The following is a 26,981-nucleotide window of genomic DNA, read 5'->3' on the forward strand; positions in this document are numbered from 1 at the left end:
CACTTAATTATATCGAATGGCTACGGTACAGCAACTGAGCACCAAGCATGTGTTGGGGATCAAATACCTCACAGCAGAGGATATCCGGCTGATTTTCGAAACTGCTGAAAGTTTCAAGGAAGTCATTAACCGGCCGATTAAGAAGGTACCTTCCCTGCGAGATGTTACCGTTGCGAATCTTTTCTTTGAGAACTCCACCCGCACCCGCATTTCTTTCGAACTGGCTGAAAAGCGCCTGTCAGCCGATGTGGTCAACTTCTCCGCCTCTTCCTCTTCTGTGAAGAAAGGGGAGACCCTGCTGGATACGGTGAATAACATCCTGGCCATGAAGGTCGATATGGTCGTGATGCGCCATCCGGCTCCCGGAGCACACCACTTCCTCGCTCAGCACATTGATGCCAATATCATCAACGCCGGAGACGGCACCCACGAGCATCCCACACAGGCACTGCTCGATGCCTTTTCCATGCAGGAGCAGGTGGGGGACCTGGCCGGCAAGCGGGTGGTGATTTTCGGAGATATCCTCCATTCCCGCGTTGCGCTGAGCAATATCTACTGCCTGACCAAGCTGGGCGCAAAAGTAAGGGTGTGCGGCCCGCCCACGCTTATCCCCAAGCATATTCAAAGCCTCGGGGTCGAGGTATCGCATGACGTTTGGGATTCCCTGAAGTGGTGCGATATCGCCAACGTGCTCCGCATACAGCTGGAGCGGCAGGACATCAAATACTTCCCTTCCCTGCGCGAGTACAGTCAGTACTTTGGGATCAATAAAACGCTTTTGGACAGCCTCGACAAGCCAATCGTCATCATGCACCCCGGTCCTATCAACCGGGGCGTGGAGATTTCCAGCGATGTGGCTGACTCCGACCACTCCATCATCCTCCAACAGGTAGAAAATGGCGTGGCCGTCCGGATGGCAGTGCTCTATCTGCTAGCGGCTGGGCGGTAGCCTGTTTCTCTCAGCAGGAATAGCTAAACAATTATTATTCCGGCAGAGACGTTGGTACTCTGATCTTTAAACCAACGTATTCCTTTTGATAAACCACGCACTGGCAACTCCCAAAAAATATTTGGCTATACCGTCAGGTAATCACTGGTTTATTTTTTAAGGTGTATCGAAAAAGGTTATCTTACACAGGACAAAACTCTGAATTGCTATGAGGTATGCTCTTCTTGCCTTCCTTATCTTATCTCTTTTTGCCCCATCCACTTTGCAGGCACAGTGCGAAAGCCTGATCACGGATGATCGTATCCTTAACGATATCCATGTGCTGAAAACGACCAATCAGACTCTGGTGGTCCGTGGTAACTATACCTATAGCCTGGAGCTGCACAGCGGGCGGCAGGGCATTACGGCCAAAATGTATTCTAAAGCAGGGGTGGAATTCAATCAGGATGATGAAATCATCTTCCTCAACAAGAGTGGGGAGCGACGATTTTACCGGTTCATCGAAATGGGGGAAATGGTCCGTGAGTCAGGTACGCCGGTTTACCAAAATGTACTGCAGATGGACCTCGCGGCCATTGACTGGATGCTGGAGACAGACGTGGAAGTCATGTACACTAAAAATAATGTAAGCAACCAGATTCGGAAATTTACCATCAACGGCAGCCGGCAAACGGAGTTCAAGACGATGCTGGCCTGCTTTAAGGAACGCCTTAAAGTAGACAAAGTCAATGATAATACACTGGATAATGTGATCGTCGTTAACCCTTCTGCATCCCAACCTACTGCTGCGACGACCTCCATCGGAACACCTCCGCCTGCCTCAGCTTCAACTACGGGTAAGCCACAGGCCCCGGCTGCTGACAATCAGGAGATAGCGGACCTGAGAAAAGAGCTGGCCGATACGAAAGCCCGCCTCAAAGCCGAAATTCAGGCCGAGAAAGAAAGAGCAGAAGGCATCAAGTCCCGTTTACAGGAAGAAGTGAACCTGGCCCGTGAGCAGGCTGCCGAGCAAAAGAAAAAGTATGCCGATGAGGTGGTGGCTGCCCGCGAAGCTGCCAATAAGGAGATAGAAGCCTCTCGTACTCAGATTGCCGATGAAGTGAAGGCTGCCCGGGATAAAGCAGGCACAGAATTGGAAAAAATAGCTCTCGATGTACAGGAAGCCCGCCGCAAAGCCAGTGAAGCGATTCAGCAGGCTGAGCTGGAATCGGCCAGGGAGGTAGCTGCCATCCGGGACAAAGCGGCAGCTGAGATCAAGAAGGTGCAGGACAAGCTGGAACTGGCCAAATTGGAGTATGCGGATGAAATATCTGTGGCAAGGGAAAACTCCGCTGCCGAATTAAAGCGCATCCGGGAAGAAACAGCTGCCATGATCACCAAAGCCCGGGAAGAAGCGAAGGAGGAAAGGGGCCGCACTCTTGAGGAAGTAGTGGGCACCAAAGAAACAGCCGCTCAGCAAATCCTGAAAATTCAGGAAGAGAAGGCAGAGGAAATCGCCCAGATCCGGGAAAATGCGGTTTTGGAAAAGGAAAAGCTGGCTTTTGAGCTGGCCGAGTCCCGCCGCCGGGCCGCCGAAGAAAAAGCCCTGGTGCAGGAGAATGCAGCTTCTGAACTGGCTGATATTAAGGAAAATGCCGCCCGCGAGAAGGAAGCGACCGCACGGGAGGTGGCTGAAGCGCGGCGCCGGGCATCGGAAGAGCTGAGTTCGATCCAGGAACAGGTTGTCATGGAGAAGCAAAAGGCAGGCCAGGAAGTGGAATCGGCTAAGGCAGCATCTGCAGCAGAGGTAGCGGCTTCCCGGGAGAAAGCTGCCATGACTATTAAGGAGATATCAGAACAGGAAGCGGCAAAGGTCGCAGAAGCCCAACAGAAAGCTGCTGCCGAGAAGTCGGCAATTGCAGAGGAGGTGACCGGTGCACGGGAGCGGGCTGCTGCCGAAAAGACACGCATACAGGAAGCGCTTAAAGAGGCTATCGCTGCCGCTGAAGCCCGTAAAAAAGAGGTACAGGAAGCCGCCGCTGCCGATGTGAAAGCCGCCAAGGAAAGAGCGGAAGCTGAAATTCAAAAAGCCCGCGAAACAGCCGCTCAGAAGGTAGCAGAGGCTACAGCCAATGCCGATCAGGCTTCAACAACGTATGCAGAGGAGGTGGCTGCTGCACAAAAAGCTGCCGAAACCCGCATCCAAAAGATTCAGGAAGAGGCTGCTGCAGCGGTTGCTGCTGCCCGCTCCAGAGAGGAGGAAGTAAAGAATATGTCGGCTGAAGAAATCGTCTCCGCCCGGCAAAAAGCCGAGGCCGAACTGCTCGCCCTTCAGGAACGCACGGCTCAGGAGATTGGCACCGCTAAAGAAAAAGCTGAACTTGCCCAACAGGAGGCTGCTAATCAGATTGCAGAAGCTAAGCGAAAGTCAGCCGAGCAGCTGGCGGTGATCCAAAAAGAAGAAGCTACGGCGGTGCGGGAAGCCCGGGAGCGCAGCGCAGCCGAACGGGAGCGCCTTGCTGCTGAAGTGGCTGCAGCCAAAGAGCGCGCGGCTGCCGAACAGTCCACCGCCAATAAGGAGGCCGCTGAAGCCATCAAGGCTGCCCGCGAACGCGCCAGTGCCGAGCAGGAGCGTCTGACCTTGCAAGTCCTCAAGGCACGGGAAGAGTCCGCAGATGCCATTGCCGAAGCCCGTGAAAAAGCTGCCAGCGAAGTCGCTACCGCGCAGCGGGAAGCCTCTGAAGCCATCGCTCAGGCACGTGCTGAAACTCAAAGCCGGCAGGAAGAGCTTCGGGCTCAGGTAGCTGAATCGGAGCAAGCTGCCCGGCAGCGGATTGCAACAGTACGGGAAGAAGAACAAGCGGCGGTTGCCAAAGCCCGGGAAGAATCTGCTGCTAAACGGGCGGAGTATCTGGCCAATACTGAAGCTGCCCGCGAACAGTCGCTGGCTGAAATCAATCAGGCGAAAAAGGAAGCTTCTGATGCCATCTACACCGCCAAGCAGAATGCCGTGGAGCAGGTGACGGCCGTCAAAGCGGCGAATGCAGAGAAAATCCGGGACCTACAGCAGGATTTTGCCGCCACCAAAGCGGAAATCGAAGCCAAAGTTCAGGCAGAACGCGAGCGGGCAATGGCTGCGCAGCAGGAGCGCAAAGCGGCAGAAAAGCAGCTGGAAGACCTCCGGGCAGAAATCAAAGCGGCCGAAGCCCGTCTGAAAGCACTAAAAGCGGAGGGTGAAAATTAAACAATTCGTTAAGGTGCTGTATTTTTAAAGAGAACACCCCGCAAATCGTGATATTTGGGGTGTTTCTTTTTGAACCTGTATAATAAATCAATCTTTCGATATGCGATCATTGCTATTGGTCTTTTCTCTTGCCCTTGTGGCGGTTTGTTCATTAAATGCCCAGAGCGGCTATGCTATCAAGGCTGAAATTGATGGTTATGAGGAAGAAGAGCTCTACCTCGGTTATTACTATGGCAACAAGCAGTACCTCGTGGATACTGCGCAGATGAAAGGCGGTAAGTTCCTCTTTGAAGATGATGAGCCGCTGGAGCCTGGTGTTTATCTGGTGGTCATGGCACCCGACAACAACTTCTTTCAAATCCTGATTACCGAAGACGAGCAACAGTTTGCTTTCCGGACAAGCAAAGATGCACCATCTGAGGATATGAAACTGGAGCAGGCACCAGACAATCAGCTTTTCTATTCCTATATGAACTTCCTGGACGAGCAAAAACCGGCTGCGGAAGAAATCGGGAAAGCAATGGAAGCCGCCTCTTCAGATAAGGAAAAGGAACGCCTGGAAGCCAAACGTGCAAAACTGGACGAAAAGGTGAAAAATTATCAGGAGACTCTGATTGCCAAACATCCGAATACCCTGACCGCAGCAATCATCAATGCTAACCTGCCCCTGGAAATGCCCGAATTTGAAGGTACAGAGGAGGAAGTACAACGCAAGCGGTGGCGCTATTCCCAAAAGCACTATTTCGACAATATTGACCTGGCCGATCCCCGTATGCTGCGTACGCCATTTCTGTTTCAGCGGGTGGACCACTATGTGAATAAGCTACAGGTACAGCATCCGGATACCGTCGCCCGAGCCGTTGAGTATGTGCTGGAGCAAATGCGCCCGGCTGAGGAGAGCTTCAAATACTACCTCATCCACTTCCTCAATGAAGCTGCCAAGTCCAAAATGGTGGGCATGGATGCCGCCTACGTTTACCTGGTCGACAAGTACTATGCAACCGGGCAGGCCTCCTGGACCGATGAAGAACAACTCGAGAAAATCATCGACAACGCTAAAACCCTCAAACCACTGCTGATTGGCAAAATTGCGCCTGATATTCAGCTGCAGACCAAAGAGGGGGAGCCCAGGTCGTTGCATGAAATTGAATCGGAGTATACCATTCTGTACTTCTGGCGTTATGACTGCGGGCACTGTAAGAAGTCGACTCCGCACATGAAAGAATTTTACGAAAAGTATAAAGACAAAGGCGTAAAGCTGGTATCCGTTTGTACCAAGTTTACCGATGAGATCGAAGGTTGCTGGGACTATATTGATGAGAATGAAATCGGGGATTGGATGCACCTGGTAGACCCTTATCACCGTAGCCGCTATATGAAAGTCTATAACATTAAGTCGACCCCGCAGCTCTACGTACTGGACCGTAACAAGGAAATCCTTTCCAAGCGGATTGGGGCAGAGCAGTTGGAGGAAGTGATGGACCGCATCATCGAAATGCGGGAGCAAGAGGACGCTAATCCGAATAAATAATGGAGACTACTTTACTGAAAACATTTGAGGCGGCAGGCGCCGCCTCAAATGTTACCCTTATACTGGCTTTGCTCGCAACATTCGCAGGGCTTGCGGGGACCGTCTTGTTGCTGAGAAAGCCCGCTCCCCGCGGGCAGCACAATCAGCGTATGCTAATCGCGATGCTTTTGTTCTTTATGTTTCTGATCGGTGCAAGTACCGCTTTCTTTACCTGGATGCGGACCAACCGGCTGCAGCCCGTGCTGATTTATTCAAATGCCGTGGTAACCTCCTACGGTAAGGTGGCTTTTGAAGATTTGGGCAATGCTAAGATCATGCTGGATCAGCAGAACAGCCCTTTCTCAAACCTTAGCCAGAAAAGCACCCGTATCCTTGCGATCATCGAGAAAGATGGCAAAACCCATGCACTATCTGAAGAGGATTATCCGGTCGAGGACATCCTCAGGGCATTACGCAGCGCAGTAAAAGAATGGAAAGAAGGTGCTAAATCGACACCTTCCGCCGGATAACATCGGTAAAAGAGCGCAGCTCTATGGTATAATTGCCTCCACCGTATTGGTTGAAGTCAATCTCGTATATGGTATCTACCGGCAAGTCGAAGACCTGCTCCCGCAGTACCACCTCGCCGTCATCCCGGGTCACGACGATATCGTTCAAGTTTACGCTAAGGGTAGCGAAATCCACATAGTAGAGGTTGTTCTCCTCATCGGAATAGAGCGACCAGCTTTCCGTATCCATATTCAGGAGGCTGCTGCTGACGGTCATATTTTCCGGTTCGGGAAGGGTTGAAGTCTGGAGGTTAGCGGTTTGAGCAACCACTACAGACAAGCTGCCTGTTAGGAACAGTGCGAGCAGGAAACTTAGCTTTTTAAGCATAGTGTGTTTTTTAATTAGGTACGCCATGGGGATCAAAGGCTGGACAAAAATATAAAAAGCCTGCGGTACAAAGAAGTCTAATTCTTGGACCACACGGTTAAAAAGTGTCGGGTATTAGGGATATCTGAAATTTTCTGGACTGGATCGGGCTTTTCGCCTTCATTTGTAGCGCTGCAGCCCGGTTTTTGTTGCGTGACTTTGGATAAATTTTCCGTTAAGGAAATGTTAAGACTTTGTGAGTGCCCTTATTTAACGGCCTGTTCAAGCACCAGCCGGATATTTGGGTAGACCGGCAAATCGCTTTCGAGAAAATCAGGGACGGACTTCCACTCGGCCTTTTCGATGCTTTCTTCAGCCTGAGGTGTTAACTGTGTTTCCGGGGTAGTCATCCGGTACCAGTAAGTAGGCTTCAGGATACGCCCTTTTTTCAAATGCCGGTAGGTATGATAAGTCATTTGGAGAAACGCTCCCAGTTGTACCTCTGTCAGCCCGGTTTCCTCCTGTACTTCCCTTACCGCAGCCATTTCCGGGGTTTCGCCGGGATCAATTTTCCCCTTCGGTAAATCCCAGGTATCAAGACGGTAGATGAACAGCGCCTGCCCTTCTGTGTTGAACACCAGGCCGCCTGCTGCTTCCAGGATTTTAAACTGGGTACAGAACTCCCGGAACAGGCGTTCTCCGTCCTTACCGTAAATAGTGACTTGCCTGAAATCACTGTTTTTTTCCAGCATGTCCACATAGCCCAGCAGGCCTTTAGGGTTGCCGGTGTAAATGGTGATGAAGTCATCCGGATTGCTGGAAGGCTGAAAACCTTGTTCGGGAAGAGTGGCGAGGACCATGGGCCTGCCGTTAACATAGATTTTGTACATTTGCCGAAAATTAATTCGCGATATGGATTTAGCAGCTGAAGTAGCCCACAGGCTTTTGCAAATAAATGCAATTAAGTTGAGTCCGCAAAAGCCTTTTACCTGGGCCAGCGGCATGCAGTCACCGATTTACTGCGACAACCGCACAGCGCTCTCCTTTCCTGAGGTACGGCGATTTATCATCAAAGGGTTTGCGCAGGCATCGGCGATTTTTCAGCCATTCAATGTAGTAGCCGGCGTAGCTACCGCAGGTATTCCGCACGGGGCGCTGCTGGCCGAAGAACTGGGGCTGCCTTTTGTTTATGTGCGGTCAAAGGCTAAATCCCATGGCCGACAGAATCAAATTGAAGGTGTTTTGCCGGAAGGTGCGCGGGTCCTGGTTATTGAAGACCTGATCAGCACCGGAGGAAGCGCGCTTAAGGCCGTTGAGGCGTTGCGGGAGGCGAATGCTGATGTTGTTGGCGTAATGGCCATTTTTAGCTATGGCTTTGACAAAGCCCGCACTGCTTTTGAAGCTGCCGGGACCTCCTTTGCAACGCTTTCCACCTATGATGCCTTACTAAAAGCTGCGGCTGAGGCAGAGTACATTGCACCGGAAGAGATGGACACCCTCGAAGACTGGCGAAAATCCCCGGAAACCTGGGGGAAATAATAGGCTGTACCGTCATTGACCGAGCTTGCTTTTCAGGCTTTTGCTCTCGTCAATGGTTAAAGGTCCGCTAACAATGCTAATTATTTATGCCTTAGCTATCATTATTTTGGGGGCAATCTCTATATTAGCTGGTCAAGCGTTATCCAAAAACCGCTCATCAATAAATACTTCACATGTCCGTAATTACATCCAAATCCGAAGCATTCCTGAAAGCTTACCTCAATAATGCTTCGCCTACCGGTTTTGAAGCCCCGGGGCAGCAGCTGTGGCTGGAATATATTAAGCCTTTCATTGACGAATGGCAGTTAGATAACTACGGTACCGTCTATGGCGTTATTAACCCCGGACAGGACTACAAAGTCGTGATCGAAGGGCATGCCGATGAGATTTCCTGGTTCGTTCACCATATTTCGGACGATGGCTTTATCAATGTGATTCGCAACGGTGGGTCTGACCATATGATCGCCCCCTCCAAACGGGTCAATATCCATACCAAAAAAGGTATCGTACGAGGTGTTTTCGGCTGGCCGGCCATTCATACCCGTCATGGTGAAGACGCCAAACTGGCACCGAAAATCAGTAATATTTTCATTGATGTCGGTGCGGAGAATAAGGAGGAAGTGCTGGAAATGGGCATACACGTAGGCTGCGTCATTACCTACGAGGATGAAATGGAAATCCTCAACGACCGGTACTATGTGGGCCGGGCACTGGACAATCGTATGGGCGGCTTTTGTATCGCTGAAGTGGCGCGCCTGATTAAGGAAAACAACGTGAAACTGCCGTACAGCCTGTATGTTGTCAATTCCGTACAGGAAGAAGTCGGTCTGCGTGGGGCAGAAATGATTACGCAAACCATTAAGCCGGATGTTGCCATCGTTACGGATGTGACCCACGATACGCATACCCCACTTGTGAGCAGTAAAAAGCTCGGGGATGTGAAGTCAGGGAAAGGGCCTTCCGTTACTTACGCACCGGCGGTTCACAATAAGCTGCTCAACCTCATCATTGAGACGGCTGAAGCCAAAGAAATACCGATACAGCGAGAGGCGGCCTCCCGGCGTACCGGAACAGATACCGATGCATTTGCCTACTCCAACGGCGGCGTGCCCAGTGCTTTGATCTCACTGCCTCTGCGCTACATGCATACCACGGTGGAGATGTCGCATAAGGACGATGTGGACGCGGTGATCCGCCTCATTTACGAGGTACTGCAACGCATCGAAAAGAATCATAACTTCAAGTACTTCTAAAGATTGCGAGCCCTGCTCATTGCCCTGCTGGATCTTCTTCTGTACAGCAACTTCTGGATTGCGCTGGCTGCTGTAGGCATGGCTGCGCAGTCACAACTCCTGCTTCTGGGTACGGGTGAGCCTACGGCATTGCTTGGTTTTATCTTTTTTGCCACTCTTTTCCTGTATGCGGTCCACCGGATTATCGGGTTGCGAAAGTCAAAGCCCTTTACCGATTCCGGGCGTTATGCGGTCATTGCCCGGTTTAGAAACCACATCGTATTTTATGCCGGGATGGCGGGGCTTTGTGCCGGGTTGTTCCTGTTGCAAATGCCCCGGGCGTTGATTGCCGGGCTAACGGCTCCCTGTTTTCTGGCCCTGCTTTATGTATTGCCAGTTTGGAAAGGCTACCGGCTGCGCGACCTGCATTATGTAAAGATTTTCCTCATTGCGATTACCTGGAGCTGGATTACTGTTTTTCTGGTTGCCCTGGAGCTCGGTATGGCCTGGAGCACCCCGATGTATGTGATGCTGCTGGAGCGGGCATTTTTTGTATTCGCTATTACTATCCCCTTCGACATCAGGGATCTGGACATTGATGCCTTTAATAAGGTCAAAACCCTACCGGCTGCCCTCGGCGTGCGCAGTAGTCAGCGGCTGGGCGGGTTGAGCCTGGGACTAATGCTGCTGCTGGCAGCTCTCAATTACTATTGGGATGTATATACCCTCAATGATTTAGTCGCTATCGTGGTTTCCGCTTGTCTGTCCGGTTTGCTGATTTTCCTTTCTGACCGCAACCGGCACGACTACTTTTTTACCGGGTTGGTGGATGGTATGATGGTCTTGCAGTTTCTGCTTGTTGCCTTGCTGTAAGACTATGATTGGATTTTGCACTTTGGGTTGCATCCGCTCTAAAATTGAATGCCCGCTACTGCCTGGAAAATCCTGCCCGGACCACTCCGATGGAGCAATCCGGGCAGGATAAAAAGTGTGATTTTGATGTAGTTGTAGGTTTGGCAGGTAGATAGTCAGTGCTGTGGCAGCACCAAAAAGGTATAGTGTTTCAAAGATTTTTTGCTTGCCCTTACTGATCGAACCGGGCCAGTTTATTGGGATAGTCGATGGTCATCCGGAAAAACTGCAGGGCGTTACCGCCAATAGCACCTTCCACCTGGCCACCCGCTAAACGCGAATAGTATTGGGTGTAGTTGGCATCCGGGCGGGAGCAGAACCAAACCGGCCCCGCTTTCTGTCCTGCAATAACGATCTGAGGTACCTCAATCATCCGTACGTTGCCCAGTTCTGCATCGGCCTGTTCCACCATCTTCCAGTCTGGATGCAGTTGGTGCCATTGCTCAAAGAGCGATTCCACGATAAAGGAGGTAGCGACAGGCTCTGCACCGGTTTCTCCCAACGCGCTCGCAGCAGCTTTTGAGGGCAGCATTTTTGCGCCCGAGTCAATCAATACGGGAATCTGCTCTCCATCTACCTCAATGAAGATACGGGGCAGGCTGGAAATCCGGTTGCCACTTGCACTTTCCTTGAAAGTGACCGGTACGATATTAGGTTCGAGGGGCGATAAGGCCGGCGAATGGCAAAGGAGTTCTTCTGACCGGAAGTCGAAGGTCCAGCAGTATTGCCCGAACCAGGACTGCCCCAGTGAGCCGTGCACATCTTTGCCCAGGTTGGTTTGCGCATCCGGCAGGACCAGAGCTGAATTTCGGTTTAATGTTGGAAGGGCACCCAGTTCGAGGACTTCATTGATGGCGACGAAGGCGTTGCCGCTATCGTCTACTATTCCTGGTAAAGCGTGTTCCTGCATAGCAGACTCTGCGACGAAAGCGCCGCCTGTAGTGTTGACCAGGAAGCTAAGCGTCCCGCCTGCCGATGGGATCTGGGTGTAAATAAGGTGGTTCCGGAATTCTACATCGAGCGCGAACTCAGCGTCTTGAGTGGCCCCCAGCGTAGTCATCAAGGTTAGTACAAGTGTGATGAAGTTGATTTTGGCAAACATTTGTTCTTTTCTTTAAGCGTTTCATGAAAACTACGAGCCTGAATAGTTGACCTTCACCGGGTTACAGCAAAGGGAGCGGTTCAGCAGGCTCTTATCATCGGGGGGACGATTTTGTGTTACACTTACTTCTCTGCAAAAGGTATGCCAAAAATTAAATACCCAAAAAAAATATACGATCAGGAACCTTTTTGCCCCTTTCAGGATTACCCTCTTCCAACAATCTGTAATCAATGTCTGCTTTACTGACTTTCGGAACGCCGCCTGTGGATGCGGCTTATATTACCCGTCCGGGTGCCTACGCGGTATTTTTTAACGAAATGCAGGAACTGGGCCTGGTGCGCACAGATGATGGCCGTTACTTCCTGGCGGGGGGCGGCATTGAAGCCGGAGAGAAAAAAGAAGAAGCCCTTATTCGGGAAGTGCTGGAGGAAACAGGATTACAGGCTTCAGTAAAGGCACCAATTGGGTTAGCCAGGGAGTTTTTCCTGGATGAGATTGAATCCCGGTATTATGAGAAAATTGGGCATTTTTATCATGTGGTGATCACCGGACAGGATCCGACCCAAAAGACAGAAGCGGACCACACCTTATTATGGTTGCCGGTAGCTGAGGCCCTGCCGCTGCTTTACCACGATATGTACCGGTGGGCAGTGGTGCAGGCTCAACGGTAAGCCCAGCGGTGGTAGCGCCGCCGGATCGCTACCCGTGAAAGGCGCATGGCCCAGCGGGACTTGGAGCGCCAAATGGCCCGGATGCGGTCGATGTAGGCGATGAGGACAACGAAAAAAGCCAAAAAGGTTAGCGCACCAATAAACGTCTGCACAGGCGTGAGGGAATGCGCCCACAGCGCGGAGAGCCCAATGCCAAACCAGGTACTGTACAAGAGGATGTAGTGCACCTCGTAAATAGCTAAGGTCTCGCTTCCGATTTTCAGCAGGAGTGGGGGTATATTCCGCCAGGCCTGAGCAAGCCACATGAACAGCGAGACAACAACGAGGACATGCCCCAGTCTTATCAATAGGAAGTTGAAATAAGCATGGTCTTTAAAGGTCTGTACCCCGGTCCCATGATAAAGGCTCATTAGCCAGTTTGAGGAATACTGGTCCATCAGCACACCCAGGGCAATCAGGACAGCAGGGAGAACATGGCTAAAGGCCCAGCCCGGCCTGTAGTGCAACAGCGTGCCCAGGGTGCCACCCAAAAAAGTGTAGCCTATCCAGGGTACCGGCGTAAAAACAGACCCATGGTCCCTGATGAGGTAGTTTTGGAGGACAACCGGAAAGGAGGCGTATTGTCCGTCCCGCACTTCAAAGTAGAAGAAAAAAGCCATTCCGCCGGCAGCTGCCAGCAGTAGGGCGTAAGGTAGACGGCTCCAACGGCTTACCGCGTATATTGCCACAAGACCAATTAGTGCCAGCCCTATACAATGCAGTACATCCACCCGGAACAGGTTGGGCGAAATATAGCCACTCAGCAGTTGTGGAAAGCAAAGCCGGAGTGCATAGCCAATAACAATGAGCTGCAATCCGCGGCGCAGGCCTTTGTGAACGCGCTTGTTGGCAGACAGCGGGCGCCCGTCCCGGAGCAGCAAAAACGTGAAAATCAAGCCGCTGGCAAAAAAGAACAATGGAGCCGTCATGCCCCTCAGGTACTTCCAGGTGGAAAACAGCAGATTGTCAGGGTCGCGGAAGGCATCCCCCAGTAACGTATCCGTAAAATGCCCCTGCAGCATCATTAGGATGGCATAGGCCCGCAATAGGTCGATAAAGGTCAGGCGGCGGTTGAGGCTTTCGATGGCAGTAGTTGTTAAAAAGTGTTAAAACACCATAACGATACCGCCCCCCCAAAACGTTTCCTGCCACCTGAACTTTTTTTGATCCGGCTTAAAATGATTCTCCGAAATCTAAATCGCGCCCGGCAGTCCCACTTCCACCCATTGGCCCGCTGTCCGGGCTTCAATATCCGCTTTATACATGGCCGCACACCGGGTGGCCGGCAGGTAAAACCGCCCCTGATAGGCTGCATTCAGCTGTACCCGGAAGGTCTTGGTTTTCTTCCAGCCCAGGTCAAAAAAGCTGTGTACCCGGTCATCCCGGATATCCTGGTATTCCGGCGTATCCGCCTCACCGGAGAAACCGGACATGCGGGTGTTCCTGATTTCCCACCCTGAAGGGAAAATCTGTTCCAGGGCCAGCTCTTCGTAGATCCGGTATTTCTGGTTGGCGGGGTGCGTAAGGGTGACTTCGGCAATGAAATCGGCGCCCTGCGGCAGATTCGCCGGGCTGATGGGCTCGCCTGCCATATTTTTATAAGCAATATCCATTTGCAGCTTGCTGTTCAGGGCGGTCTCCTCGCCGGTCAGGGGCTGCCCGCTCCGGATCACCCGGGTGAAAAGGAGGCCCTTGCCGGTATTCCTGACCGTAACCTGTTTGCTGTCCTCCGATAGTTGGATAAGCATTACCGGGTGGTCTGACCCGGCAGCCGTGGTCTGTCCATCGGTGGTGTACTCGAAGGCGATGGGCTGTTGTGCTTCGGTGCCATTGGCTTTGACGAATTTGCCGATAGCCAGGAGGCTGTAGGCAGTTTCCTGGGTGTTGAGCCAGTCCAGGCTGCTGAGTTCGCTGGCGATATCCCGCAGGATTTCAGCCGCCTCATCTGTTTGTTCCATCAGCACAAGGGTTTCCAGGATCATGGCCTGGTCTCTCAGCCTTGATCCGAAAGTCGAACCCATCTCCTGGTAGGCTCCAATATTGCGGTCTGTGCTGCGCACCATCTGCCGGGCCATATCCATTTTGCCGGTAAGCGCATAGGCGGCAGCGAGGCGCCATTTCGCAGCGGTATTCAGGTTGTCATTGGAGCGCAGGCGGTTCATGGCGGCCAGGTCAGGCGCCTTGGCTAAAGCCAGGGTATAGAGCCGGTAAGCCTGGTCCAGTGCCTGATTGCCAGCGTAATACATCCCGTACGCGGCTGCATCACCGGACCACAGCCGTGCGGTCTCCTGCTGATAGCGTATCCATTGGTCAAGCATAGTGGGCGGCACAAAGTACCCCTGCGCTTTGGCTTCGAGCAGAAAATGCCCGGCGTAGGTAGTGGACCAGGTGCTGGCGGTGCTGCCGCCAGGCCAGTAGGCCATGCCCCCATTGCCCAGCTGGAATAAGCCCAGCCGGTTGATGGTGGCTTTGATGTTTTTGGTGGTTTGCTGGCGTTGGTCCTCCTCCACGTTGAGCAGGTCATTGACATAGAGCTGAGGGAAGCCGCCGGAGAGGGTTTGTTCCAGGCAGCCGTAGGGGTAGCGGATCAGGTAATTGAGCCGCCGCTCCAGATCGATTGGCGGGAGATTGCTGACTTCCAGTACCACCTCATTGGTGCCAGGCATGCCCGGGCTTTCAAAATTATAGGTATGCGTTCGTCCGGGGTCAAGGGATTTTTCATCCACATCCGTTACCACCGGATTAGGGTTTCGGACCTCGATTTCGATTTCCTGGGTGGCTTTGTGGCCGCCGCCTTCCGCTGTGATCGTAAACTTCGCTATACCGATGCGCTCGGCGACCCGTACCGGGAAATTAACCAGCTGATCGCCCGTCCGCTGGAATTGGATGCGCTGGGAAGGCTCCGGCAGTTCAATCAGATTGCCGGGCGACTTCACCGTGACTTTGACATCCCGTATACCGTCCTTCATGGCAAATACATTGACCGGGAGTTGCAGGGATTCGCCCGGGCCGAGTACCCTGGGCAGGGTGCCGAGGACCATCAGCGGCTGTCGGACGGGGACAGATTTGTCAGCGTGTCCGTAGGCTTGCTGTTCGGCAGCAACGACCATGACCCGCACTGCTCCCACATAGTTGGGCATCTGCAGGGTATGGGATACGGTTTTCCCTTTTTCGAGGTAGAAAGGCCCGAGGTGCATGGCCACGGGTTCAAAGCGATTGGCCTTCTTCGCCGCCTGTACTTTTGCGGCAGCGTCCCCGCCAATGCTCAACATCCGGTCCAGTTGCCCGCTTTGAGCGCCCAATACTTCGTCGTAAAGGTCCCAAGTGCGCACACCGAGCGCTTCCCTCGCGTAGAAATGCTTCCACGGGTCTGGGGTTTCGAAGCGGGTCAGCCCGAGCAGCCCTTCGTCTACCACCGCCAGGGTGTAGGCCATGGGGCGGCCGGATTTTTCGCTGACCTTCACCGTAAAGTCCTGTTTCGGGCGGAGCTCTTCGGCGACTATTATTTCCGGTTTAAGATGGGTGGCCGGGTCTTCCACATTGACCGGAATGACCCCGTAAAGCCGGATGGGCAAGTCGTTTTCCACTTTGCCATGAGGCTGCAGCAGCGTCATGTGGGCGTAGGCGGTAGGGGCCATGTCGGGCGTAGCTTCGAAAGTGATGGTGTTTTCGCCCGGTTTGGCGTCTACCCAGAAAGACCGCAACACTTCACTGCCGGTTTCCAGGCTGACCAGGATTCTTCCGGCACGGGCTTCGGGCAGGCGCAGCGTCACTTGCTCTCCAACATCATACCGCTCCTTGTCGGCCGTGAAGGGGAGCATAGCGGCAGCTTCCCGGTTACCTTCCTGATCGCCGTACCAGGGGCTGCCAGCGTAGAAAAAGTCACCGGAACAGTGCCCGGTTTCCGTATCGCAAACCCGGACCATATAGCGCCCCCAGTCTCTGACCGTCACGGGCCAGGATACTTTGCCATCGGAGCCGGTGGTGAGGGTGGTTTTTTCTTCGGCACCATAGTGGGTAGCCGTATTGTAACGGGAGATGTTGCCATTGCTGCGGTCCCACCACCAGCGCCAGTCTACGCGATAGAGCCCCACGCTGATTTTGCGGTTGGCCACCGGTTTGCCTTTGGTGTCCACCACCGTCATAGGGATATCGGTGCGCTCGTTCCTATTGATACGCTTGCTGCCGTACTTGTTTTTGGGGATGGACAGTCCGGCGTAGGCGCTGTAGGGGTCATAGGGCAGGCTGAAATTGTCGGTGCTGAACCCGCCACCGCGTTCGAATACCCGGGTTTGGAAGTTGGCGGTTAGCCGGCCGGGGAGTTCCTGTTGGTCTCCCAAATCGAAAGCGGGCGAACCCGTGCCTTCCTCATTGAGCTTGCCTTCCCAAACCATACGCGGCTCCATACTGAAGGAGCGGGCAGGGTCGTCAAATTCATAATCCGGCCGGCTGGAAAAGGAGGTATTCGTGGATTGCAGCTGCGCTTCTATGCGTGCTTCCAGATTGGAGGCCGGCGCCCCGTGCAGCCAATTGGCCTGAAGAGTAGGAGAGAAGGGCGCATTGGCTACGCTGAGCTGTTCCGTACCAAAATCGAAATTGATCTTGATCCGGTTGGGCTTGACCGTTTCAATGCGGAGGTTTTTCGTAAAGGTGGCGCCCCCGGCTTTCACCGTAGCCCTCCAGATACCCGTGAAGGCATCTGTGGCGGTGGCAAAATGCAGGGGGTAGACTTTAGGCACCCGGTTAGTGACCGTCCGGGTTTCCCGGATTTGCCCGCGTGGGTCGCGCAGTTCGAAGGTGACGGGATAGTTTGCCGGAAGTTTTCCCAGCGCATCTTCGAGCACGAAATTAAGGTAAACCGAATCGCCCGGGCGCCAAACACCACGGTCGGCGTAGAGGAAACCCTTCAGGCCTTTTTGCGCTACAGCGCCTTCTACGTCAAACTTGCTGAGCGATAGGGCATCGCCGTCCTGCAGGCGGAGGTAGCCGCGCTCTGATCCCTGTTTAGCGACCACCACAAAAGGCTCGCGGGGCAGGTCTGCCTGAAAACGCCCGTCCCCATCGGTAGTGCCGGAGCCGATGAGCTGCTGCTGGAAGTCGTAAAACTCGAGGTTGACACTGCTTAATGGCTTTGCGGTGCGGAGGTCGGTGGCGTAGACCATGCAGTTGCGCGCATCAGCTGATTTGGCCAGCAGGCCGATATTGGAGGCGATGACGTTGCGCTGCACAAACCGGTCGGAATTGTAATAGGCAGGCTTGCAGGGGTCATCCCGGTCCGACCAGCTAAAGCCATCGTAATAGCCGGCAAAGCCGTACCAGTTTTCCATGATGCTTTCTAATTCGCTGTCATTAGGATCAGCATTATCGTCCTTGCTGCTCAGCTCTTCCGTGCAGGTGTAGGCGGTATGCTCCGGGCGGAACCCGATACGGATCTGGTAGATGGCCTGTGGATCGGACTGAACGAGCTCGTCCAGGCTGATGGCATAGCGGGACCAGGTATTGAGGTTGGCTTCTGCGTTGAGGGCCTGTAGCGGGACATCCACCTGTTTGACCAGACGGCCTACCTGCCGGAGATTGTAGCCTCCGTCAATGGTGTTGTCCTGTAAAAACTGTAAGATGTTGTTGTGGTAGATCTTGAAGACCTCGACCACCACCGAATGCAAGTTGATGGCTTCAAACGGGAAAGCCAGGCCTTCCGTATTGGGCAAAATCACGCCATTGCCAGCCAGTCGGACCTGCGGCTTGGCGTCCTGAATATCCACCTCCCAGAGCCCGGCTTTTTTCATGGGCGACCCCATGCTGTTCTTTAGCCCCTTGCTCACGGTGACCTTGCGGGTACCGGTGATACCAGAGGCAGGATAAACTCGCAGCCGGTTACCGTCCGCCAGGAAGCGGAGGGTGCCGCTGTAGTTTTCAATAGTTACCAGGCCATTGAAGTCCTGTGAAGCATCGAGGGGGTCAGAAAAGAATAATTCCAGGAATAGCTCCTGTCCCTGATTGACCTGTACGTTGGTCAGGGTAAAGTCGCCCAGAGCGGGGACAACAAATTCCAGGGTTTGGCTGCCTGACTGGTCAAAGCCGTCATAGTCCAGCGCCACGGCAACGGTACTCGGTTGGTCTGTGCGGGTAATCTTTTCAACGTAGAAGTAGTGCTCGGTTCCACGCCCGCCGTGTTCCCAACGGATCGGCAGGGATTCGCCATTCTGCGTGGCGGAGATGGCCTGCTCGACGAGCTCACTGCTGCCGAAGTCAGTTGTATGGGCGGTGCCGGAAAGTTCCTGTTTGGAAAGGTCACGGATGTCCGGTGTGCGCAGCCCGCCGATATTTGCGGAAAGCTGTAGGTCGTAGGTGCGGAAGTCGAATTCGAAGGCCCGGGCGTCCCTGGGCACATTGGAAAACAACTCGCCAAGCTGCACGGTAGCCACGTAGGCGGTCCCGGAAGCCAGGTGCTGTTCCGGCTGGAAAACCAGGGTTTGGGCATCTTCCCAAATCGCCTGTCCCTTGGTAGCGGGCTGAAGCTGCAGGAGCCCTTCGACCGGCTGCCCGATCTGCTCTTCGGCCGCCACTGCACTGGCGAATCTTACCCGCACCGGGCTGGTCCGGGAAATCACACCGGACGTGTAGCTGTAAAGGTAGGCATTGGCGCTCTCCGGCATGGGGGCGGCGCGTTGCTCTTTAGAACCGCAGGAGGATAATACCGCTACAATAGCAAGCGTATGCATGAAAACGACCAATGGGAGAAGAAAAGACCTGGACATGGTGGCTGGTTTTTGGGTTTGAATTGAACTCACGTAAGATAGCAGGTTTTGCTTTTCGTTCCAAAGAAAAAATATTCAATCCCTTCAACACCTGCCGGTAAATGGCGTTATTACGGGAAAATCTAAACGACCGGATTCCATGAACGAAATGCTGCCTTTATTTCCGCTGCAACTGGTTGCCTTCCCGGGCGAGTCCCTCAACCTCCACATTTTTGAGCCCCGCTACCGTCAGCTGGCCAAAGCGTGCGAAGAAGGTGGGGCCACATTTGGCATTCCAGCCTATATCAACGGCAAAGTCATGGAGGTCGGTACGGAGATGCGGCTGGTCGCGGTCGAAAAGCGGTATCCCAATGGCGAACTGGACATCAGGACCGAAGGCATTCGCCCGTTCCGGATCGAACAGTTTTTCAGGCAGGCACCGGGGAAGCTGTACGCCGGGGCACAGGTAGACTGGCTGGAGTATACAAGTACAGAGGGCGATATTACCATAAGCATGCAGCTGATTGAGCTCATTGGCGAACTGTTTGCCCTGCTGAGCATCGACAAGCCGGTCCCGGAAGACCCGGCAACGCTGCAAACGTTTGATGTGGCCCACCACGTTGGTTTTTCCATTGAGCAGGAGTATCAGTTCCTCTGCATCCCAAATGAGCTGGCCCGGCAGGAGTACATGCGCGCCCATCTGGAAAAGATGCTGCCGGTAGTCCGGGAAATGAATAACCTGCAGGAGCGGGCGCGGATGAACGGGCATTTTAAGAACCTTCAGCCGCCCAAATTCTAACCCATGGACTGGGCATATAAAACTCACCTCTTATTCACGCTGTATATGCTGGGGCTGATCTGGTTCGTGCAGGTTGTGCATTACCCGCTCATGGGTAAAGTAGGCGCTTCCAGTTTTATTGACTACGAACGGGCGCACACCCGCTTCACCTCCTGGGTTACTGCGCCGCCTATGCTGATCGAGCTGGGGAGTGGGCTGTTCCTGCTGTTTCAGCATACCGATAGCTGGCTTTGGTGGGTAAATGCAGCAGGGCTGTTAGGGCTTTGGGGCTCCACCTTTTTCATTCAGGTGCCCTTGCACAATGCGCTAAGCCAGGCATTTGATCCGAAAAACCACGCCCGCCTGGTCCGAACCAACTGGATACGCACCATTATCTGGAGTTTGAGGGCGCTGTTGCTGTTGAGTTGGGTTTGAAATTTTGAAGTTGTTAGATCGTTTCTCACTGCATTGCCAACTTCCGCTTCATTAGACTTGATGTGTCGGGTCAGTGTAGTGGGAAAAATGAGCTATTTTCAATCACGCGCAGGCTTTTTCACTCACCTAGCCTGAGCTGGATGACTGAAAAAAAGTCTATTATCAAAAGCAGCCTTTCCCACTCGTGCCCACCCTGTTCCAAAGTACTATTCCTTCTTTATCCACGCCAACTACCCGCAGGACCTGGTAGACGCGATGGGGATCAACCGCGCGAGCCTGTACGACGCCTTTGGGGGCAAAAAGGACTTGTTTGATCAGGCCTTTGAGCTCTATCGAAAGACCAATGCCCAGGGCCTGCAGCGTTTTCTGGAGCAGCAAGACAGCGTACGCGATGGTTTCCGGCAGTTATTCGCCATGGCCATAGCAGAAACGCAATCCGAAGCGGGCCAAAAAGGCTGCTTCGTGGTCAATGTGACGACGGAGCTTCTGCCCGAAGACCGGTCTATGGAAGGGGTGATCCGGGCGAATAAGGAAGGCTTCACGGCGGTATTCCATCAGTTTTTGCAGCAAGGCGTAGCTTCCGGCGAGTTGTCAGCAGATCAGGATTTGGAAGCTACAGCCAACCTCTTCTTCACCTTATACAATGGTGTGAAAGTGGTGGGCAAGATCCCCGGGCAGGAAAAAGCGCTCTTGGGGGCGGTGGAAGCGGCGCTGGGGGCGTTGCGGTGAAGAATAAGACGGAGATTAAACGGCTCAATTCTACATTACGATACGACTGGGCTTACCGACTGCACAGGAATTTCAACAATAACCGTAGTGCCTCGTCCCGGACTGCTGTCCACATGCAGCGTTCCATGAAGCAACCGGGTACGGGAGGACACTGTTTTGAGGAACAGTTCGTTGGTGGAAGAGGTATCAAACCCCTGGCCATCGTCCTCTACCGTTAGCTGTACCGAATGCGCAGTCTTGTAAAGTTGAACCCAGACCCGGTTGGCGGCGGCGTGCCGGGCCACGTTATTCATAAGCTCCTGCGCAATGCGGAAAAGGGAGATGCGGGCCCCCTCCGGCAGTTCGTAAGAGGTTTCTTCCAAATGAAGGTCAACTGAGACAGGCCAGGTGCTGCGGAACTCGTCGGCCCACTCCTGCAGCGCGGCGCCCAGGCCTATCTGCGTAAGGGTTGGGGGCAGCAGGTTTTCGCTGATGCGCCGGTTTTCGGCAAGGGCACGCTGCAGTATATGGTGTTGTTCCTCAGGTGCTTTACTCTTGGCCAGTTGTAATTGCAGGGCGTACAGGGTGCCGCCCAGACTATCGTGAAGGTCTGTTGCAATTCTTTTTCGCTCCTGCTCCTGCCCGGAAAAGAGGGCCTGCATAGCGGCGAGCTCTTTTGCTTTCTGGGCTTGTTCAAGTTCCTGCTGATGTTTTATTTCCAGCTTGAGTCGGGCTACCCTGCGTTTTCGGAGGATCGTTCTGGCAGTCAGCAGTGTGCTCAATATGCCCATCGTCAGTAAGGTGATGATCCATTTTTGTTGGGTGAGGCGCTGTAACTGAATCAGGCTTTTGTTTTCCGCCAGCGCTAACTGTTTCTCTTTTTCAGCAGTGCGGTAACGGATTGCCATTTCATCGATCTTCCGGAGCCGGTCGGCATTCATGATGTGATTGCTGAGCCGGTTTGCCCTTTCCTGGTACATCAGCGCCTGTTCTGGTGCACCCGACAGGAGATGGGCTTCGGAGAGCTTTGCGTACGCTTTTGCGGTGTAGATATTGAGGTCCTGTTCATGGCTCACGCGGAGTACCATCTGCAACTGCCGGATGCCCTCCTGATGTGCTCCATCCCGGATGAGCATTTGAGCATAGTTTAGGACTGTAGGCAACCGGCTGGCGTGCATTCCCAGATGGCTGAGCTGATTTAGTTGCCGTGAGACCTCTTCCCGGTTGGGGAGATAACTTTTTTTTTGATCCGCTTGCTGTAATCCGCTGCCTGCTGATAGGCCGCCGCTGCGCGTTCCTGCTCTCCCAGGCGCTCGTAGGTTTGGGCCAGGGAGTGAAAGTTACCGCTCACCATGTCCCACCGTTCCCCGAGACGAGCGTAACGGATGGCTTCAAGGGAGTGGTCAGCCGCTGCCTGCAGGTTTTGAGTACAGTAAAATAGATTGGCGATGTTGTTGTGAAGGCTTGACATGCGGGTATTGTAGCTGAAAATGCCGGTTTCGGGCTTCAGCAGGCTAAGCGCTTGCTGCAGATGTTCCAGCCCTTTTTCATAGATCCCCCATTGCCTGTATATCCTGCCGAGCATGTTATTGAAGTTGATCAGGAGCTCTGGGTCGCCGTTTTTTTCTGCAAACGCCATACCAGCTTTGAAGTCAGCTAAGGCCTCGTCGGTACGGTTATTGCGGAAGTGGATGTTGCCGCAGCCGAAGTAAGCCCGGGCGATCAGCTCGTCCTGTTGGCTGGCTTTGGCTTTTTCGAGTGCCTCCCGGGCCAGGTTGATGCCTGAGGCATAGTCTTCCCGGGCCTTTAAGCCAGCGAGCCGCACCTGGCAACTGATTTTTTCTTCAATCGAGGTGGCGCGCTCTAATTGCGCCTGTAGGGTTTCCTGTTGTTGTTTCAGGTCTGCTCTGGAAGTGGGTGGGGGTAATGGGGATTGTGCGGTCAGTGGGGGCATACCGGTCAAAATGCCGGTCAGCAGCAAGGAGAGAAGGAGGTGTTGAAGTTTCAGGGTCGGCATGGGTTATACGATTTTGTTTTCGATGGCAAAGCGGACAAGTTCTGCGGTATTGTCGACTTCAAGTTTTCGTTTCAGATTGCGGCGGTGGGTTTGCACAGTGTATTCGCTGATGAACAGCTGTTCGCCGATCTGTTTATTGTTGAGGGCCTTGACGATGAGCACGAGTACTTCCAATTCGCGTCGGGTCAGGGTGGCTTTTTTAGTAAAAGCATCCTGATAGAAGGTACCTGGCTGTTCGTTTTCCGCGGTTTCGGGCGGGCTGTAGGTTTTGCCGTTTAGTACTGTACTCACTGCCTCTATGACCGCTTCACTTTTTTGCTCCTTGAGTACGATTCCATGCACGCCCGCTTTATTGACTTTTCGGAGGATACCCGGCGATCGGTAGATCGTCAGCACAAGGATTTTGACCTTGGGGAATTGTTTTTTGACTTTCAGAATGAGCTCGAAACCATCCTGCCCGGGCATATTGAGATCGGTAATTAACAGATCAGGAACTTTTTTGCGCATCAGGGATAAAGCCTGACGGGAGTTGTTAGCCGTACCGGTAACGATCCACCCTTCCTGCTGCTGGAGGATGTCTTTAAGCCCCTTGACCAGGAGATGGTGATCGTCGGCAATAAGGATGTTGATCGGTGGCACGATAAGTGAAGGTTCCAGGGTTTAGTGGATATACACGAAAGGTAAAACTGGATGGTTTTGCTACATTTTCGGTCTTCATTGTCAAAGATAAACAAAAAGTAACAAAGCCGAAACACCGTGAAAAGGGCATATCTGCAGAATCTTGAGTCGGGAAGTACATACCGGGCAATGATCCAAAAAGCCTCAACCGTTCTTTTTTGCTGGAGGAGGGGCGGTTTGCCGGTTCAGTGGCAGGCTTTTCTTTCGTACTTGTATCCAAGGTCAGAAGCCAACCTTACAGGTGAAATTACTTAGAAGTAAGTATTTTTTTCGCCTGCCCGGCCGCTTACCTTAGTTGTCGAAAGCGGAGTCAACTGCTCCATTGGCGTGAAAATGCCTGCCCGGCTTAATTCCGTTGCACAAAATAAGACCTCTTAAAAAAGCAATAGTATGAAAAAAAACTTGAACACCCTTTTGATACTCTTGCTGTTAGGCCTGACGGGTAACCTATGGGCGCAGCGCAATTGTGGTAGCATGGACTACCTGGAGCATCAGCATGAAATGCACCCGGAACGCGAACAACGGCTAAAAGAAATCGAGAGGCACACTGCCCGCGTCCTGGAAAGTGCTTCACGCTCGGTGACAGGCACCATTACCATCCCCGTGGTGGTGCATGTGGTGTACAATAACGCCACGGAGAATATCAGCGCGGCTCAGGTGCAAAGCCAGATTGATATTCTGAATGAAGACTTCCGCCGCCTGAATGCGGATGCGGTCAACACGCCTTCTGTATTTCAGGGCGTAGCAGCCGATGTAGAAATTGAGTTTTGCCTGGCTACCGTTGACCCGCAGGGAAACCCAACCGATGGCATTACGCGCACCCCAACCAGTGTCACTGCTTTCGGCACTAATGACGAGGTGAAGTTTAACTCCAGTGGTGGGAAAGACGCCTGGCCGGCAAGTGACTACATGAACTTTTGGGTTTGTGATATCAGCGGCGGCATTCTGGGTTACGCACAGTTCCCCGGTGGCCCTGCCAGTACCGATGGAGTGGTTGTTGATTACCAATACTTTGGGGATATTGGCACCGCTACCGCTCCTTTCGATAAGGGCCGGACCGGTACGCACGAGGTGGGGCACTACCTCAATCTTCGCCACATCTGGGGGGATGGCAACTGCAACGCCGACGACTTCGTCAGTGATACGCCACGGGCTGGCGGGCCAAACTACACGGGTTCACCTTGTAATTTCCCCGGTAGCAACTCCTGTAATGGAGGTACCGGTGATCTTCCTGACATGTTCCAAAACTACATGGACTACTCCGATGATGGCTGTATGAACCTCTTCACGCAAGGCCAGACTGCCCGTATGCGGGCTTTGTTTGAGCCCGGTGGCGCCCGTGCCAGCCTGCTGAACTCTACCGCCTGCGGCACCCCCGTAACGCCTACCTGCAATGACGGCATCCAAAACGGCGATGAGACCGGCGTAGACTGCGGCGGAAGCCATTGCCCACCCTGTGCTGTGCCTTGTGCCGATCCGGGCTTTACGTCCAATACCATAACGACATCAGCGGATGGTGCTTGGTCCGTATACGCCATGGATTTGGACGGTGATGGCGACGCGGATGTATTATCGGCCTCATATAGTGATGATAAGATAGCGTGGTACGAGAATGACGGCAGCGGCAATTTTGGTGCGCAGCAGGTCATAACGACATCAGCGAATAGTGCCAGGTCCGTATACGCCATGGATTTGGACGGTGATGGCGACGCGGATGTATTATCGGCCTCTTTTAATGATTATAAGATAGCGTGGTACGAGAATGATGGCAGCGGCAATTTTGGTGCGCAGCAGGTCATAACGACATCAGCGGAAGGTGCTTGGTCCGTATACGCCATGGATTTGGACGGTGATGGCGACGCGGATGTATTATCGGCCTCTTCGTGGGATGATAAGATAGCGTGGTACGAGAATGACGGCAGCGGCAATTTTGGTGCGCAGCAGGTCATAACGACATCAGCGGATGGTGCTTGGTCCGTATACGCCATGGATTTGGACGGTGATGGCGACGCGGATGTATTATCGGCCTCTTCGGTTGATGATAAGATAGCGTGGTACGAGAATGACGGCAGCGGCAATTTTGGTGCGCAGCAGGTCATAACGACATCAGCGAATGGTGCCAGGTCCGTATACGCCATGGATTTGGACGGTGATGGCGACGCGGATGTATTATCAGCCTCTTCGGTTGATGATAATATAGCGTGGTACGAGAATGACGGCAGCGGCAATTTTGGTGCGCAGCAGGTCATAACGACATCAGCGGATGGTGCCAGGTCCGTATACGCCATGGATTTGGACGGTGATGGCGACGCGGATGTATTATCGGCCTCTTCGTATGATGATAAGATAGCGTGGTACGAGAATGACGGCAGCGGCAATTTTGGTGCGCAGCAGGTCATAACGACATCAGCGGATTGTGCCAGGTCCGTATACGCCATGGATTTGGACGGTGATGGCGATGCGGATGTATTATCGGCCTCTAATGATGATAATAAGATAGCGTGGTATGAAAATGACTGTGTAGGAACCTGCCCCACACCAGAAAACATAACGATAACTTACGATTGTGGCGGAGAGGTTGTCCTGCATTGGGACATTACCGACCCGGATACGCTGGTCCAATCCTATACCGTGGTGCTGGATACCAATGGTCAGGAGTTCACCAGTTATACCGGCCTGACTACATCTGAATTAACGATCCCTGCTGGCACCCTTCAGCCAGGGACAGATTATGAGTACACCATTACAAGTAGCTGCGGGGCCAACACTACAGGCGTTATTGACGGCACAGAGATCAGAGATCCATTACCGGAGATCATTATAAGCAATGTGGTTCAGCCGGACTGCCTGGGCAATGATGCTGGAGGTTTCGACGTAACCGTAACAGACGACTGCGGAGCATTCTACAATATCAGTGTTGGGGCAACGACTTTCTTTAATGTCCCTGCCGGTGCGACGGTTACATTTATTGATTTGGAAGGTACGCCGGCCGGTATGACACATCAAGTCAATATTGCATTAGCCGATGCGGGCCCATGTGATTTAAGCGTTGAAGAAGTAGCCTGCCTGAATGCGGTAACTGCATCTGAGTTGATCTACACAGCCGACACTAGCCCTCCCGATGCATTGTGTGCGAATACCACTGTATTTTTTGATGCATCCGGTCAGGCATCCATCAACCCACAGGATGTAGACGGTGGCTCCACAGACGATTGTGCAACCGTGCTAAACTACGCTCTTGACCAATCCCAGTTCACTTGTAGCGATGCACCTGAGGTGATGGTGCAGCTGGAAGTAGGAGATGGAAACCCCGCAACGGGATCAGGAACCTGTATGGCTGCTGTAACGCTCATTGATGACTTGCTACCCTCGGCAGTTTGTCAGGATTTAAGCATAGACCTGGATGGTTCGGGTATGGCCAGTGTCTCTCCACAGGATGTAGACGGTGGTTCCACCGATAATTGTGGAGTGGCTGGCCTGACCCTTGATATAACCCAATTTTCCAGCGCGGACATCGGGCAAAATCAGGTCATACTGACCGCAGAGGATGCTGCCGGCAATTTAAATAGCTGCTT

General features: G+C 53.1%; 20 protein-coding genes. 12 read left to right on the forward strand and 8 right to left on the reverse strand.

Going from position 1 to position 26,981, the window contains the following annotated elements; translation table 11 throughout:
* Positions 1-16 precede the first annotated feature (16 nt).
* The 4 genes from IX84_RS18015 (at position 17) to IX84_RS18030 (ending at position 6,212) form a co-directional block, all read left to right on the forward strand.
* Positions 17-949 carry an aspartate carbamoyltransferase catalytic subunit gene (locus tag IX84_RS18015; protein WP_044223775.1) on the forward strand — a complete coding sequence of 311 codons (933 nt, stop codon included), beginning with the start codon at positions 17-19 and terminating at the stop codon, positions 947-949.
* A gap of 208 nt (positions 950-1,157) precedes the next feature.
* Entirely contained in the window at positions 1,158-4,172 is a 3,015-nt protein-coding gene (locus tag IX84_RS18020; RefSeq protein ID WP_044223777.1) for a hypothetical protein, read from the forward strand.
* A 100-nt stretch (positions 4,173-4,272) separates the two neighbouring features.
* Entirely contained in the window at positions 4,273-5,703 is a 1,431-nt protein-coding gene (locus IX84_RS18025) for a TlpA family protein disulfide reductase (protein WP_052516168.1), read from the forward strand.
* On the forward strand, positions 5,703-6,212 hold the full coding sequence (locus IX84_RS18030; protein ID WP_044223780.1) for a hypothetical protein: 510 nt from the start codon (positions 5,703-5,705) through the stop codon (positions 6,210-6,212). The genes IX84_RS18025 and IX84_RS18030 overlap by 1 nt, the downstream gene beginning before the upstream one ends.
* Here IX84_RS18030 and IX84_RS18035 read toward each other — a convergent pair.
* Positions 6,187-6,579, reverse strand: coding sequence for a hypothetical protein (locus tag IX84_RS18035; protein WP_044223782.1), 393 nt, complete (start codon positions 6,577-6,579; stop codon positions 6,187-6,189). The two genes, IX84_RS18030 and IX84_RS18035, sit on opposite strands and share 26 nt — an antisense overlap.
* A 245-nt stretch (positions 6,580-6,824) precedes the next feature.
* Positions 6,825-7,448, reverse strand: a complete 624-nt coding sequence (locus tag IX84_RS18040) for an NUDIX hydrolase (RefSeq protein ID WP_044223784.1) — start codon at positions 7,446-7,448, stop codon at positions 6,825-6,827.
* Positions 7,449-7,470: 22 nt separating this feature from the next.
* On the opposite strand from IX84_RS18040, the gene pyrE reads away from it, so the two are divergent.
* From pyrE to IX84_RS18055, 3 genes are all read left to right on the forward strand, one after another.
* Positions 7,471-8,097, forward strand: coding sequence for an orotate phosphoribosyltransferase (gene pyrE, locus IX84_RS18045; protein WP_044223786.1), 627 nt, complete (start codon positions 7,471-7,473; stop codon positions 8,095-8,097).
* A 173-nt stretch (positions 8,098-8,270) separates the two neighbouring features.
* Positions 8,271-9,350, forward strand: coding sequence for a M42 family metallopeptidase (locus IX84_RS18050; protein WP_044223788.1), 1,080 nt, complete (start codon positions 8,271-8,273; stop codon positions 9,348-9,350).
* A 3-nt stretch (positions 9,351-9,353) separates the two neighbouring features.
* Positions 9,354-10,202, forward strand: a complete 849-nt coding sequence (locus IX84_RS18055) for a UbiA prenyltransferase family protein (RefSeq protein ID WP_044223790.1) — start codon at positions 9,354-9,356, stop codon at positions 10,200-10,202.
* 211 nt (positions 10,203-10,413) lie between these two features.
* Here IX84_RS18055 and IX84_RS18060 read toward each other — a convergent pair whose 3' ends face one another.
* Complete coding sequence (locus IX84_RS18060) at positions 10,414-11,343, reverse strand: hypothetical protein (protein ID WP_044223793.1); 930 nt, start codon at positions 11,341-11,343, stop codon at positions 10,414-10,416.
* Positions 11,344-11,573: 230 nt separating this feature from the next.
* Between IX84_RS18060 and IX84_RS18065 the strand changes: the two genes are divergently transcribed.
* Entirely contained in the window at positions 11,574-12,014 is a 441-nt protein-coding gene (locus IX84_RS18065; RefSeq protein ID WP_044223795.1) for an NUDIX domain-containing protein, read from the forward strand.
* Here IX84_RS18065 and IX84_RS18070 read toward each other — a convergent pair.
* Positions 12,005-13,138: a heparan-alpha-glucosaminide N-acetyltransferase domain-containing protein gene (locus tag IX84_RS18070; protein WP_316931694.1), complete on the reverse strand. Its 1,134-nt coding sequence runs from the start codon at positions 13,136-13,138 to the stop codon at positions 12,005-12,007. The two genes, IX84_RS18065 and IX84_RS18070, sit on opposite strands and share 10 nt — an antisense overlap.
* Positions 13,139-13,246: 108 nt before the next feature.
* Complete coding sequence (locus IX84_RS18075; protein ID WP_044223797.1) at positions 13,247-18,811, reverse strand: alpha-2-macroglobulin family protein; 5,565 nt, start codon at positions 18,809-18,811, stop codon at positions 13,247-13,249.
* A 139-nt stretch (positions 18,812-18,950) separates the two neighbouring features.
* Here IX84_RS18075 and IX84_RS18080 point away from each other — a divergent pair, with 139 nt between their 5' ends.
* From IX84_RS18080 to IX84_RS18090, 3 genes are all read left to right on the forward strand, one after another.
* Positions 18,951-19,589: an LON peptidase substrate-binding domain-containing protein gene (locus IX84_RS18080; RefSeq protein ID WP_044223799.1), complete on the forward strand. Its 639-nt coding sequence runs from the start codon at positions 18,951-18,953 to the stop codon at positions 19,587-19,589.
* 3 nt (positions 19,590-19,592) lie between these two features.
* On the forward strand, positions 19,593-20,003 hold the full coding sequence (locus IX84_RS18085) for a hypothetical protein (RefSeq protein ID WP_044223801.1): 411 nt from the start codon (positions 19,593-19,595) through the stop codon (positions 20,001-20,003).
* Positions 20,004-20,258: 255 nt separating this feature from the next.
* Positions 20,259-20,732 (forward strand): TetR/AcrR family transcriptional regulator, encoded by a 474-nt coding sequence (locus IX84_RS18090; protein WP_052516174.1) that lies wholly within the window; start codon positions 20,259-20,261, stop codon positions 20,730-20,732.
* A gap of 35 nt (positions 20,733-20,767) precedes the next feature.
* On the opposite strand, the gene IX84_RS18095 is transcribed toward IX84_RS18090, so the two are convergent.
* The 3 genes from IX84_RS18095 to IX84_RS18105 form a co-directional block, all read right to left on the reverse strand.
* On the reverse strand, positions 20,768-21,847 hold the full coding sequence (locus IX84_RS18095; RefSeq protein WP_044223803.1) for a sensor histidine kinase: 1,080 nt from the start codon (positions 21,845-21,847) through the stop codon (positions 20,768-20,770).
* A gap of 62 nt (positions 21,848-21,909) precedes the next feature.
* Complete coding sequence (locus IX84_RS18100; protein ID WP_044223805.1) at positions 21,910-22,728, reverse strand: tetratricopeptide repeat protein; 819 nt, start codon at positions 22,726-22,728, stop codon at positions 21,910-21,912.
* Between the two features lie 3 nt (positions 22,729-22,731).
* The gene (locus IX84_RS18105) at positions 22,732-23,367 is read right to left on the reverse strand and encodes a response regulator (protein ID WP_052516175.1); all 636 of its coding nucleotides are present in this window, start codon (positions 23,365-23,367) and stop codon (positions 22,732-22,734) included.
* A 429-nt stretch (positions 23,368-23,796) separates the two neighbouring features.
* Here IX84_RS18105 and IX84_RS31885 point away from each other — a divergent pair.
* On the forward strand, positions 23,797-26,981 hold a 3,185-nt coding region (locus IX84_RS31885), incomplete at its 3' end, for an FG-GAP-like repeat-containing protein (RefSeq protein ID WP_173426314.1).

Origin of the sequence: Phaeodactylibacter xiamenensis (assembly GCF_000759025.1) — a bacterium.
Taxonomy (GTDB): domain Bacteria; phylum Bacteroidota; class Bacteroidia; order Chitinophagales; family Saprospiraceae; genus Phaeodactylibacter; species Phaeodactylibacter xiamenensis.